The sequence below is a fragment of the Campylobacter concisus genome (genome assembly GCF_002913045.1).
GTDB classification, from domain to species: Bacteria; Campylobacterota; Campylobacteria; order Campylobacterales; family Campylobacteraceae; genus Campylobacter_A; species Campylobacter_A concisus_AP.
This window is the reverse complement of sequence record NZ_PPAF01000035.1, coordinates 557,049-569,260: the sequence shown is the minus strand read 5'-3', so window position 1 is coordinate 569,260 and position 12,212 is coordinate 557,049. Positions and strand designations below refer to the sequence as shown.

At 37.1% G+C, this 12,212-nt stretch carries 12 protein-coding genes; 3 read left to right on the top strand and 9 right to left on the bottom strand.

The features are described 5' to 3' along the window. Positions 1-113: 113 nt before the first annotated feature. From CYP43_RS06775 to alaS, 5 genes are read right to left on the bottom strand one after another with little or no spacing between them, the layout of a single operon-like run. On the bottom strand, positions 114-407 hold the full coding sequence (locus CYP43_RS06775) for a ComEA family DNA-binding protein (protein WP_103582977.1): 294 nt from the start codon (positions 405-407) through the stop codon (positions 114-116). A gap of 9 nt (positions 408-416) precedes the next feature. Continuing rightward, positions 417-2,345: a transglycosylase domain-containing protein gene (locus tag CYP43_RS06770; RefSeq protein ID WP_103582976.1), complete on the bottom strand. Its 1,929-nt coding sequence runs from the start codon at positions 2,343-2,345 to the stop codon at positions 417-419. Next, positions 2,342-2,884: a septum formation inhibitor Maf gene (gene maf, locus CYP43_RS06765; RefSeq protein ID WP_103582975.1), complete on the bottom strand. Its 543-nt coding sequence runs from the start codon at positions 2,882-2,884 to the stop codon at positions 2,342-2,344. The genes CYP43_RS06770 and maf overlap by 4 nt, the downstream gene beginning before the upstream one ends. After that, positions 2,881-3,381 carry a hypothetical protein gene (locus tag CYP43_RS06760; protein WP_054196863.1) on the bottom strand — a complete coding sequence of 167 codons (501 nt, stop codon included), beginning with the start codon at positions 3,379-3,381 and terminating at the stop codon, positions 2,881-2,883. Before CYP43_RS06760 ends, maf begins: the two co-directional genes overlap by 4 nt. Then, positions 3,378-5,936: an alanine--tRNA ligase gene (gene alaS / locus CYP43_RS06755; RefSeq protein ID WP_103582974.1), complete on the bottom strand. Its 2,559-nt coding sequence runs from the start codon at positions 5,934-5,936 to the stop codon at positions 3,378-3,380. The genes CYP43_RS06760 and alaS overlap by 4 nt, the downstream gene beginning before the upstream one ends. A gap of 167 nt (positions 5,937-6,103) precedes the next feature. Here alaS and CYP43_RS06750 point away from each other — a divergent pair, with 167 nt between their 5' ends. From CYP43_RS06750 to CYP43_RS06740, 3 genes are read left to right on the top strand one after another with little or no spacing between them, the layout of a single operon-like run. Next, complete coding sequence (locus CYP43_RS06750; protein ID WP_103582973.1) at positions 6,104-6,973, top strand: Gfo/Idh/MocA family protein; 870 nt, start codon at positions 6,104-6,106, stop codon at positions 6,971-6,973. Then, positions 6,973-7,926 (top strand): ferrochelatase, encoded by a 954-nt coding sequence (gene hemH, locus CYP43_RS06745; RefSeq protein WP_103582972.1) that lies wholly within the window; start codon positions 6,973-6,975, stop codon positions 7,924-7,926. Before CYP43_RS06750 ends, hemH begins: the two co-directional genes overlap by 1 nt. Positions 7,927-7,975: 49 nt before the next feature. Further along, positions 7,976-8,437 carry a response regulator gene (locus CYP43_RS06740; RefSeq protein WP_103582971.1) on the top strand — a complete coding sequence of 154 codons (462 nt, stop codon included), beginning with the start codon at positions 7,976-7,978 and terminating at the stop codon, positions 8,435-8,437. Positions 8,438-8,492: 55 nt separating this feature from the next. On the opposite strand, the gene CYP43_RS06735 is transcribed toward CYP43_RS06740, so the two are convergent. From CYP43_RS06735 to CYP43_RS06720, 4 genes are read right to left on the bottom strand one after another with little or no spacing between them, the layout of a single operon-like run. Further along, on the bottom strand, positions 8,493-8,960 hold the full coding sequence (locus tag CYP43_RS06735; protein ID WP_087578941.1) for a phosphatidylglycerophosphatase A family protein: 468 nt from the start codon (positions 8,958-8,960) through the stop codon (positions 8,493-8,495). Positions 8,961-8,968: 8 nt separating this feature from the next. After that, positions 8,969-10,150: a sulfate adenylyltransferase gene (locus CYP43_RS06730; protein ID WP_103582970.1), complete on the bottom strand. Its 1,182-nt coding sequence runs from the start codon at positions 10,148-10,150 to the stop codon at positions 8,969-8,971. Continuing rightward, positions 10,128-11,018 (bottom strand): response regulator, encoded by an 891-nt coding sequence (locus tag CYP43_RS06725; RefSeq protein ID WP_103582969.1) that lies wholly within the window; start codon positions 11,016-11,018, stop codon positions 10,128-10,130. The genes CYP43_RS06730 and CYP43_RS06725 overlap by 23 nt, the downstream gene beginning before the upstream one ends. Next, positions 11,015-12,133 carry a bifunctional 2-C-methyl-D-erythritol 4-phosphate cytidylyltransferase/2-C-methyl-D-erythritol 2,4-cyclodiphosphate synthase gene (locus CYP43_RS06720; protein WP_103582968.1) on the bottom strand — a complete coding sequence of 373 codons (1,119 nt, stop codon included), beginning with the start codon at positions 12,131-12,133 and terminating at the stop codon, positions 11,015-11,017. The genes CYP43_RS06725 and CYP43_RS06720 overlap by 4 nt, the downstream gene beginning before the upstream one ends. Between the last annotated feature and the right edge of the window lie 79 nt (positions 12,134-12,212).

Sequence of the window (12,212 nt, the reverse complement as noted above, 5' to 3'; positions counted from 1 at the left end):
GACAATTGTAAATATAAGAAAAAGAGTATAGAAAAAAGAGTGGATTATTTTATAAAAAGCCATAATAATAGGACTCAAATGTAAATGGCTAGAAATTTTAAATAAAAATAAGATTATTTTTTCTTTTTCTTGCCTTTAGAATTTTTTGCTTCAGACTTTTTGACTTTTGCATTCTCTTTTATGCTAAGTTTTTCTTTAACTTTTTGCATATCGTTAAAGCCAATACCTTGGACTTTTTCAAGTTCATCGATGCTTTTAAATTTATGGGCTTTTCTATATTTTATAATGTTTAACGCTTGGCCTTTACTTAGGCCAAGTTCCATCAACTCATTTTTGCTGGCTGTATTTAGATTAGCGCCATATGCAATACTTGCGACTGCTAAACAAAGTAAAATTTTAATCCTCATATTATCTTCCTAGAATAATAATCCATCGTTTTCTTGATCTTGTATGATGTCATTTGCTGGTATATTTTGAGGTAGTGGTGAATCGTTTGTGTAGTATTCGTCACTGCCACCATAATAGCCTTTATAAACACCGTCTGGCTGCTCAAATGCACGTCTTAAAGTAGGATAAAGCTTAATGTAGCCTTCCATAAATTTTTTAAACACAGGTGCTGCTGTCCTGCCGCCGCCTTCAATCTTTTTCATAGGGCTGTTGTCGTCATTTCCGTACCAGATTATCGCTTCGATATCAGGTGAGTAACCACAAAACCAAGCATCGATGTTATTATTTGTTGTGCCGGTTTTGCCTGCTATTTGGATGCCATTTATTTTTGCGTTACGTCCAGTACCATTATTTACGACATTTTGAAGAAGTGTCGTCATCAAAAATGCTTGTTCTGGTTTTAGCACTTGCTTTCTTTGTGGTTCATAGTCCATCGAAGCCCCAAAGCTATTTTCTATATGCTTAATAAGTGTTGGCTCAACCATCTCGCCCTCATTTGGGAACATTGAGTAAAATTTTGCAAAATCAAGTGGTGAAATCCCAAAACTTCCAAGTGCGATAGATAAATTTTCTGGGATATCGTTAAAGCCCATATCAGTAAGCTGTTTACGAACCGAGCTAAGGCCAAGATCGTTTAGCAAATTTATGGTTGCGAGGTTACGAGACTGAGTTATGGCTGATTTTATAGTGATATAGCCTTGAAAACCGCCACTATAGTTCTTTGGTGTCCACTCTTTGCCATTTCCCATATCAAATGTCCTGGCGATATCAGCCACTTGAGAAACAACTGAGTAGCCACTGTCAAGTGCTATTTGGTATATAAACGGCTTAAAGCTAGATCCTGGCTGGCGCTTGCTTTGAGTGGCACGGTTATAACTGCTTTTTGTGTAGTCAATACCGCCAATTAGTGCCAAAATTTGACCACTTTGTGGATGAGTGACTACTATAGCTCCATTTAGGATTTCTGCATTTGCTTTTTTGTCGCGTTTTAAAATTTCATTGTAGCCATAGACTAGAGCTTCTTGAGCGATCTTTTGAACATTTAGATCAACTGTGCTTTGTATCTTATAGCCACCAGTTTTTATATCGTCAAATTTCTTTGAAGCCTCTTTTATTATCTCATCGACTACGTAAGGGGCTTTATTTCTTGTGAGTGTATCGTCAAAGACTGCTGGCTCTTCAAGCACGCCCTTGCGGTACTCGTCCTCGTTTATCCAGCCGATGCTATACATCCTTTCAAGTACTCTATTTGCACGGCTAAGCGAGAGATCAAGGTGCTTTGTAGGATCATAGGTGCTTGGAGCCTTTGGCAAGCCAACTAGCATGGCAACCTCTTTTATGCTTAGCTCATTTAGCTCTTTTCTAAAATATCCTTCAGCTGCTGTTTTTATGCCGTAGTAGCCATGTCCAAAATATACGTGGTTTAGGTATCTTTCTATGATATCTTCTTTGCTAAGCTCGCTTTCAAGCTTCATAGCAAGCACGATCTCTTTTATCTTTCTTGTAAATTTCTTCTCGCGGCTTAGGGCTAGATTTTTAATGAGCTGTTGTGTTAGTGTTGAAGCACCCTCGACCAGCTTTCTAGCTTTAATATCTTTTATGGCAGCCCTTGCCATGGCTTCTACGTTTATGCCACCATGCTCAAAGTAGCTCGTATCCTCAATAGCCACGAGTGCTTCGATGACACGCGGCGGGATGTCGTTATATTTTACGTAAATTCTATTTTCTTCAAAGATATTTGCGATGAGTTCGTTATTTCTATCAAAAATTTGCGTTGTAAGCTTTGGTTTATAATCAATAATAGCGTAAGCATCAAATCTAACTTGCGAATAAAAATATAAAAATGCTCCGCCAAGTGAAATGGCAACTATAAAGATAAATGCCAGGATATATTTCATAAAAATGCCTTTAATATTTTTAAATTTAGCCCCATAGCGGTGCTGGTTTCGCCGTGTTGGGAGATGATATATTTTTTATTAAAATTTTCTATCGTCATGGCTCCAGCCTTGCCTTGCCACTCATTATTTTTTATGTATTCATTAAGGTCATGCTCGTCAAATTTTTTAAATTTATACGTAGTCCTACTTACGTTTATAAGCTCAAATTCGCCTAAAAATATCATCGCCGTATAGACGCTGCATTCGTTACCGCTTTGTAAATTTAGCATGGCAATCGCTTCTTTTTCGTCCTTTGCTTTACCTAAAATTTTATCTCCACACGCCACACAGCTATCTGCAAAGAGTAAATTTTTAAGACCTATATTTTCTTTTAAAAATTGCTCTTTTTTAGCTTTTACGACATTTTGGACATAAATTTCAGGCTTTACATTTTTTTCTATCTTGCTCTCGTCAAACTGGAAAGAAATTTGAGTGAAATTTATGCCAGCATCTTTTAACAAATTTGCCCTTGTTGGCGAGCTTGAAGCGAGTGTTATCATAAAAATACCTTATAGCTTATACCAAGATAAATAGCTGCTAAAGAAGCTAATAAATTTAGCGGTGTGAAGTAATAAATTATAACGATCAAACTTTCGTTTAGCTCGATCATTTCATGCGATCTTAGTGCTTTTAAGGCCTTTTTATATCTATAAAATATATAGCTTAAATTTAATAACAAAAATAGTTCTATTGCGCATTTTGTTGCCACCATTGCACTTGCCATAGGATTTGTCAAATTTGCATCATAAAATCCAAAAATTATAACTATGCTTGTCGCTATCACGCAAAGGATTAGTATGAAAATCGCAATGCCAAAGCGTCTTATAATGTGAAGTAAGATGTGGTAGCGTTCCTTGTCTTCAAATTTATTTTTTATAAAGTAACTTCCAACAAGCACAAGACCGGCTTGCAGCCCCACAAAAAGAGCTACAAAGCATACATGCAAAAATAGTACAACTTGGTCAAATTTTATAAAAGCTATATCGTAATGACTCATTTTTCTAGGGCTTGCCTTGCATACTCAAGTGAGTCTTTTATAGCATCTTCTATCATTGATGCATCTTTGCCACCGGCTGTCGCAAAGTCATCTTTGCCACCGCCATTGCCACCTAGGATTTGCGCTGCAAATTTTACCCAAGCACCTGCCTTTAAAGGAGCATTTTTAACGCCAGCTGCAAGAGAAATTTTGCCACTCTCATCAGCTTGGATTAGCAAAATAGCAGCACTTTTATGCTCATTTTTAAACTCATCTATCAAAGTTTTTATATCTCCACCATCTATGCTTGTGACGCAAAGTTTGGTTTTATTTATATCTAAATAGACTAGCTCATGAGAATTTTTAGCATTTTTTAGTTTGTCTTTTAAAACTCTTAGTTCATTTTTTAGCTTTTTGACCGCATTTAGTGGCTCGGTGCTCTTTAACTCATCTTTTAACTCATCAATCTCAGCTCTAAATGACTTTGCTAAATTTAGCGCAGCTCTTGAGCAAACAGCCTCGATACGCCTAACGCCAGCACTTACGCCACTCTCTTTTGTGATGAAAAACAATCCGATCTCATCTATATTTTTTACGTGTGTGCCGCCGCAAAGCTCTTTGCTGACGTCGCCAAAGCTCACAACTCTTACTTTGTCGGCATATTTTTCGTTAAATAGCGCGATCGCTCCGCTTTTTTTGGCCTCTTCAAGCTCCATAACCTGTGTTTTTGCATTTGCACCGTCTAAGATCCACTCATTTACAAGGTTTTCTATCTTTGAAATTTCTTCGCTAGTAAGTGCCTTTGGATGTGAGAAGTCAAACCTTAGCCTATCTGCTTCTACGCTTGAGCCAGCTTGAGCGATATGCGTGCCAAGCACGTTTCTAAGGGCTGCATGAAGCAAGTGTGTGGCGCTGTGGTGACGTGCGATCTGGGTTCTGTCGCTACCAACTTCAAGCTCTACCTCATCGCCAACTTTTAGCGCCGCGCTAGCTTTTACTAAAGATAAATTTAGTCCATGAAATTTTTGCGTATCAAGCACATTTGCTTTGCCTACTATCTTACCGCTATCGCCGCACTGACCGCCACTTTGAGCGTAAAATGGAGTGACATCAAACATCACCCAGCCCTCTTTGCCAGCATCTAAGCTATCTACATTTTTAAATTCTTCATCAAGCAGGGCTAGAATTTTACTTTTGCTCTTAAGCTCTTCGTAGCCTATAAATTTATTCTCGCCAAATTTTTCAAGTAGCTCTTTAAAATCGCCCTTCGCACTCTTATCGCCACTGCCTTTCCAAGCAGCTTTTGCACGTGCTTTTTGCTCGCTCATAAGCTCATCAAACCTTGTCTCATCGACTTTTAAGCCTTTTTCTCTAAGCATATCAGCTGTTAGGTCAAGTGGGAAGCCAAATGTGTCATAAAGCTTAAACGCAGCCTCTCCGCTAAAAATTTCTTTTGTATTTTTAAGCTCGCTCTCAAATAGCTCTAAACCACTAGCGATTGTCGCCAAAAATCTCTCTTCTTCAAGCTTGATCTGCTCTTTTACAGCCGCTTTTTTCTCATTTAAATAGGTGTAGTGCTCGCCCATAAGCTCGCAAACTTTATCGACAAGCTTATACATAAATGGCTCTTTTATGCCTAGCAAGTATCCATGGCGGATCGCACGGCGTAAGATGCGACGAAGCACGTAGCCACGGCCTTCTTTATCAAATGTCGTACCTTGAGCTAGCAAAAATGTGACTGAGCGGATGTGATCGCTTATGACGCGGTAGCTAGCGCCACTTTCATAGACGTATGGCTTACCACAAAGCTTTGCCACTTCGCTAATTAGTGGCATAAAAAGTGTGCTGTCGTAGTTGCTAAATTTACCTTGCAAGATAGCAGTAACGCGCTCAAGTCCCATGCCAGTATCAATACTTGGCTTTGGTAGTGGGCTTAGTTTGCCATCGGCGCTTCTTTCATACTGCATGAAAACAAGGTTCCAGATCTCTAAAAATCTATCGCCATCGCCACCCATGTAGTCTTCAGGCGTGTTAAAGTGTTCAGCACCTTGATCGTAAAAAATTTCGCTACAAGGGCCGCATGGTCCAGTATCGCCCATCTGCCAGAAGTTATCATGATCGCCAAAGCGGTAAATTCTCTCTTTTGCGATGTGAGCGCTCCAAATTTCAAATGCTTCATCGTCGCTTTCATGAACGGTCACATAAAGCTTATCTTTTGGTAGTTTTAACACCTCTGTGACAAATTCCCAAGCATAAGAGATTGCCTCTTTTTTGAAGTATTCGCCAAAGCTAAAATTTCCTAGCATTTCAAAAAATGTGTGGTGGCGCGCTGTATAGCCGACATTATCTAGGTCGTTGTGCTTTCCGCCAGCTCTTATGCAGGTCTGACAGCTAGTGCGGATAGGTGGTGTTGGGCGTGGCACTTCGCCTGTGAAAATGCTCTTAAATGGCACCATACCGGCGTTTGTAAAAAGTAGTGTTGCATCGTTTGGCACGAGTGGCGCTGAAGCTACTACTTCGTGACCTTTTGATTTAAAAAAATCAAGATATGCCTTTCTTATATCTAAATTTTGCATTTTTATCCTCGTTAGTTTTAAATTTTGCTCGATTTTAGCTAAAAATCGTTTGTAAATTTATAAAAAAATACAAAATTAATTTTTGCTTAATATATTTTATAAATTTATTTGTTTAAAAGCGATTTGCAATTAAAATAGCCTAAAAATTTATAACTAAAAGGTCTTTAGTGAAACTCAAAATTGGCATTGTTGGATACAATCTGGTTGGCAAGCGGCACTATATGGAGCTGAGGCGTTCTGACAAATTTGAAGTTTGTGGAGTTTTTGATAAAGAAAATAGAGATGATGCTTGCAGAGCTCCGTTTTTTGATGAGTTTAAGAAATTTATAGAAGTAGCCCAGCCACAAGCTGTCGTACTTTGTTTGCCTCAACATGAGATCGTAGAGGCTTTTTGTCAGTGTGCAAAATATTGCCAAAATATCTTGATTTCAAGGCCAATATTTAAAAGTGTAAGCGAGCTAAAAGAGATAAAATATGCTTCAGTGGTAAACAAAGTAAGAGTTTGCACCGGCGTTGATGAGCGCTTTAATCCGACCATCGTTTCATTAAAAAAAGCACTTTTAAAAGAAGAAGAAATTTATAGCATTTCAATTGCGCATTTTAAACCACTTTGTGAGGGAAATATTATAAACGAGCTTTCGCTTTGCGATATAGACCTTGCGAAAAATTTAGTAGATAGTGAAGTCTGCAATTTCTTTTATACTCAGGCAAATAAAACAAATACCAAAATATGCGACAATGTTGGAATAAACATTAAAATGAAAAATCAAATTTTGGTGAGTATTACTGATTCTTTTTGTGGCTCTTTAGAGCGTTTTAAAATAGAAGTAAATGCCAAAGAAGGTGTTTATTTTGGCGATCTTATTGATTACAAACTTCACAGAGTAAATGAAAATGGTCAGATGAATTTAAAAACCGATCCTTTAAACAATGAAATAAAAGCCCAATATGATGCCTTTTATGATCTTTGTCAAAGTGGCGAAAGTGGCGAGCTTTCAAGCATCGATGATGCGATAAAAATTAAGGAGTTGTTTTGATGAAAAAGGCACTTTTGCTTTTGAATATGGGTGGGGCAAATAGCCTTGCTGATGTAGAAATTTTTTTAAAAAATATGTTTAATGACCCTTATATTTTGGGTATAAAGAATAAATTTTTAAGAAAATTTGTAGCTTTTATGATCACAAAAGGTAGACTAAAAACGGCTAAGCATAACTACAAACAAATAGGTGGCAAATCGCCTATTTGCGAGCTTACAGCTAAGCTTTGCGATAGAATTTCAAGCTTACAAAGTGAGTTTGATGCAGTTGATTTTGCGATGAACTATACTTCACCATTTGTAAAAGATGTGCTTAAAAAATACGAAAATTTTGATGAGATAGTGCTTTTGCCACTTTATCCTCATCATTCACAAACCACAATAACTTCGAGTTTAGATGATTTTAAAAAAGCAAAAGATGAGCTAGAGATAAAGGCTAAAATTTTGCTTTGTGGGCCATTTTATGATGATGAAATTTATAATAAAATCATAATCTCGCACATAAATGAAGCCATAAATAATATAGATGTAAGCGATATGGGGCTTATCTTTTCGGCTCATTCGTTGCCTCAAAAAATTATCGATAAGGGCGATGTCTACGAAAAACATATAAATGAGCATGTGCAAATTCTAAGCAAAATGATAAAAGATAGTGGACTAAACTTCAAAGAGATAAATTTAGCCTACCAGTCGCGTCTTGGCCCTGTAAAATGGCTAGAGCCATCACTAAATGAAATTTTGGCAAAGTGCAAGAGTAAAAAGGCTCTTATCTATCCGCTCTCTTTTTGTATAGATAACTCTGAGACCATTTTTGAGCTAGTTATTGAGTATGCAAAGATCGCAAAAGAGCTAAATTTTAGCTTCTACAAGGTTGTTTGGTGCCCAAATTTTAGTGATGAGTTTGCTAGTTTTATCTTACAAAAAGCAAAGACAGCTAAAGAGACTAACTTTTAGGAATAAATCTTGCTTATGAAATATATCTCAATACAGTAAAAGGAGATATATGAAGGTACAAAATAACGACATAATCGATTATTTATTGCAATCAGGCTCAAGCAAAACTAAAGATAAAAAAAATAGTTTTGATGAAATTTTAAACCTTGCTATGGATAAAATCGCAAGCGATGCAAAAATTTCAGATAAGATTGAACAGTTTAAAAAAAGACTTACTGAAATCGGCGCAGTTGGTTTTATAAGTGAGCTAAATTCTAACAAGATAGAAGAAAAAATAGCCCAAAAGAAAAAGGAGTTAACTGAACTTCTAGGCATAGATGATCTCGCAAAAACACAGGATCAAAAAAATGAGTTGCTTAAGATAATGGATAAAATTTTAAGTGATTATCGCAAAGAGCTAAATGTAGCACTTGCTAATCAAGCTCTGCTAGAGAAGCAAAAAAATCTTAATAGTAAGAGTAGTAGCTCGGTTAATCTAAGTTCTGTTTTAAATGAGCTAGGACTTGCTTAAAATTTATATAAAAGATATTTAAGCCTATATAACTTTGCCAAAAAAATCTATCTTTTTACGGCAAGGTTATGCCAAATTTTATAGCAGCCCCGTATATTATTGCGCTAATTATTCCAGCAAAAAAACCAGCCACCATATCATCGCCCATTACGCCAAGGCCACCTTTTACATTGCGGTCGATCCTGCCTATTATCGAAGGCTTTTTAATATCAAGTACTCTAAAAAGTACAAGCGAGAGTATGAGCTGAGAAATCGTAGCTCCGCTAATGGAAATAGCAAGCCAAACGCCAGCAACTTCGTCGATCACGATAAAGCTCTCGTCGTGCGAATTTACCTTTTTTTCAAAATCATCAATAACGCTGATGCTTACCAAAAATAGCAAAATGCTAGCTAGAAAAAGCGTGGTTGATGATAAAAAATAAAGCACAAAATAAGCTACCACAGCACCAGCTATAGAGCCCCAAGTACCAGGCGCTTTTGGCAAAAGTCCAAATCCAAAAAAAGTTAAAAATAGTTTTTGCATAAATTTCCTTAAGTAAGTGATGACGTTTGATAAAGCTTCATAAGCTCTTCGTAAAAGTCGCGGTCAGTTTTGTTTTCAAGTAGTCCTGAATTTACAAAAAGGTCATCGCAAAGCTTTTGCACGTCTTTGAAGCGATTTATAAAGAGTTTGCTTAAAACTAGTGCAGAAATTTCTGGCCTCACAAGAATGGCTGGTGGCATAATGCCGTTAAATAGCAGCTCCTTGATAACATCTGGATGATATTTGATCTGATGATGTTGTCCGTGCGGGCAACTTTTGGTGCTAACTAGTGTCTTGCATTTATTGCAATAAACTAGCTCTGGCAGCACGATTATCTCTAAATTTAGGTCGTTTTTATAAATATCAAGAATCGTATGAGCTTCATTGTGATCAAAAAACATTCCAATCCCTGAGTGGTTTTGCCCGATTACTAGCTTATTTGCCCCAAATCTTGAAGCAGCGATGCACTCAAGTGTAGGATTTGCATGTGAGCTAAAAAGGGTTGTGTTTTTTAAAGCAAATACAAAGACCTTTTTTGTCGGCAAATAATTTTGTATAAAATAATCCAGCACTTGCTTTCTAATCTCGTAATCAACGTGTTTTTCTTCGCGTGTTCGTATTAAAAAAATGATTACTAAATCAGCCTTGTCAATAGTCATTCTAACAAGGCGCTCGTGAGCTCTATTGAATGGATCAGCCGTTAAAAAGACCGCCGTTATCTTTTTAGCACCATCTTCTTTAATTAGATCATTTAGTGCATTTTTGCTTATTTGCATACTTTCATCATAAAGCTCAAATTCGCCACTAATGCCGTATTTGCCTAAATTTAGCTCTTTATCATTGCTGGCTTCATTTGCTAAAAATATATTTTTAGCCCTCATGCTCTCGTCAAATTTAAAGACCTTAGCAACATTGATGTGTCCAACGATCTTATCATCAAGACTTAGATTTACCCTTTGCCCAGGAGTAAGCTTGCTAGCAATATTTTGATTTAGCTCGCCAAATGGAGCAAATCCAAAAGAATACGGCATCGGCTCGCCATTAAAATAGCCTTTTTTGCTCACCTCTTTTATCTGTTCATCATCCATAAGCGAGTCGTAATCTGAGAGAATTTTATTTTTTATTAGCTCCAAAGCACCAAAAACTTCGGTATTGATTGAAATTTCACTATTTTTTCTTGCTGACGTCATATTTCTTTCTCTTTTCCCAAAGTGATTTTCTAGAAATTCCAAGCTTTTTGCTAAGTTCTGTATCAGGGAATTTATCTTGATAATTAACGATTATGTATTTTATGTATTCATCGATCGTAACGATCTCATCGATATTGAAATTTTTATCGCGTCCTGAAAGTTCAAGCTCGTCAAATGGTGCTTTTTGTGCAAAATCACTAGTTGATATCGCGACCTTTTTCTTTTTGCAAATTTCTAAAATTCTCTCTTTTTCTTCTTGTTTTAGCTCCTCTAAATTTGTCATATAGATTAGCTCGTCACCATTTTTGGCTAGTGCCTTTTCAAGCTCAGAGAAACAGGCTTTGCCTAAAAATAAAAATGGTAATTTGCAAGCTTTTACGTAGCTAAATATAAATTTATCGCTGTATCCGCTTTTGCTTGATTTTAAAAGCAGTGGAAATTTTATCTTTTTTGCTTCAAAGCTAGAAATTTCGTACTCTTTTAAAGCGTAATTTACGTAGCTTTCATAGTTTTTGATCTCGTTTTTGAAATTTCTAAATTCCTCAAAATGCTTTATCTTTCTAACTAGCTCTTCTATCATAAATGGCTTTTGGATGTAATCAACCGCACCTGCCTGAATCGGTTTTAGCACAGTGTCGCTATTGATATAAGCGATTAATAAAATGATGATAGAGCTTTTAAATTTTTCGATAACAGGGTAAAAATCCTGCCCTGGAAGTGTGGTAGAAAGTAACACTACATCAAAATTTTCAAACTTCAATGCTTCTTTTACGCTTTTAGCGATCTCGCAATCGTAGCCAAAGTCAGCTAGTTTACTAGCCATCGAGCCAGCTAGGTAAATTTCATTTTCTACTATTAAAATTTTCATATTTGCTTCCAGTTGTAAAATTTAAGGCTTGCACTTGCCATTACGGCGATCCCTTCGCATCTGCCAACAAAGCCAAGCCCTTCAGTAGTCGTCGCTTTTACATTTATGCGGCTCTGGCTTAATTTTAGAGCTTTTGCTATGTTTGCCTCCATTTTTGACTTTAGTTTTGAAATTTTTGGTTTTTGTGCCATTATCGTGATATCAGCGTTTGTTAGCACAAAGCCCACACTTTGCACCCTTTTGTAAGCTTCCTCAAGCAAGTAAATGGAGCTAATATCTTTAAATTTAGCATCCGTATCAGGAAAAAGCTCACCTATATCGCCAAGCCCAGCAGCTCCCAAGATAGCGTCAGTTAGCGCATGAAGCGCCACGTCGCCATCGCTGTGAGCTTTTAGCCCAAACTCATAGTCGATCTTCTCGCCACAAAGAATCAAAGGACGACCTTTTTCAAACTCATGCACATCAAAGCCATTTCCCACAAAGACTTCATTTTCTGGCTCTTTTAAAGCAGGAATTTTGGCAAGATCTTCTTTGTAAGTGATCTTTCTTGCCATTTCATCGCCTAAAATTTGCCATACGCTTGCGCCAATGGCTCTCATAGCTGAGCTATCGTCTGTATAAATTTCACCGCTACTGAGAGCTTTTTTAAGAAGTGCTGTGCGAGAGAGTTGTGGTGTTTGGATAAGTTTTACTTTATCTCTATCAACCACATTTTCGCCAAGATAAGCAGTGTCTGCGATCTTTAGCGCTGGAACCACACAATCAGCCTGACTCGCTGCCTCTATAATTTTGTGAAAAAGCTCGCTTGAAATGCAAGGGCGCGCGATGTCGCTAACTAGGACAAATTCGCTACTAACTAGCTCGAGCGCGTTTTTTAGGCTATCTTGCCTTGTCTCGCCGCCATCAACAAATTTATAATTTGGAGCAAATTTAGACATGTATTTGCACTCTTTACTAACGACTATTATCTCTTTAAATGTGTAAAAGTTACTCAAATTTTTAGTGGCAAATAGCCAAAGTGGGTCACTGCCTATACGAAGCCATTGCTTCTTTACAGGTAGCTCAAAACGGCTGGAATTTCCTGCTCCTAGCATTATAAGTGAGATATCAAGCAAGGTAGCTCCTTTGAAGATTGTTACGGAATTATACATTCTAAAACTTGAAAAAATCTTTTTAAAAAAGAGTAGAAATTTA

Excerpts from the sequence above, each read along its gene's own strand:
- CYP43_RS06775 (WP_103582977.1), bottom strand. The coding sequence starts at position 407 with ATGAGGATTAAAATTTTACTTTGTTTAGCAGTCGCAAGTATTGCATAT.
- CYP43_RS06770 (WP_103582976.1), bottom strand. The coding sequence starts at position 2,345 with ATGAAATATATCCTGGCATTTATCTTTATAGTTGCCATTTCACTTGGC.
- maf (WP_103582975.1), bottom strand. The coding sequence starts at position 2,884 with ATGATAACACTCGCTTCAAGCTCGCCAACAAGGGCAAATTTGTTAAAA.
- CYP43_RS06760 (WP_054196863.1), bottom strand. The coding sequence starts at position 3,381 with ATGAGTCATTACGATATAGCTTTTATAAAATTTGACCAAGTTGTACTA.
- alaS (WP_103582974.1), bottom strand. The coding sequence starts at position 5,936 with ATGCAAAATTTAGATATAAGAAAGGCATATCTTGATTTTTTTAAATCA.
- hemH (WP_103582972.1), top strand. The coding sequence starts at position 6,973 with ATGAAAAAGGCACTTTTGCTTTTGAATATGGGTGGGGCAAATAGCCTT.
- CYP43_RS06740 (WP_103582971.1), top strand. The coding sequence starts at position 7,976 with ATGAAGGTACAAAATAACGACATAATCGATTATTTATTGCAATCAGGC.
- CYP43_RS06735 (WP_087578941.1), bottom strand. The coding sequence starts at position 8,960 with ATGCAAAAACTATTTTTAACTTTTTTTGGATTTGGACTTTTGCCAAAA.
- CYP43_RS06730 (WP_103582970.1), bottom strand. The coding sequence starts at position 10,150 with ATGACGTCAGCAAGAAAAAATAGTGAAATTTCAATCAATACCGAAGTT.
- CYP43_RS06725 (WP_103582969.1), bottom strand. The coding sequence starts at position 11,018 with ATGAAAATTTTAATAGTAGAAAATGAAATTTACCTAGCTGGCTCGATG.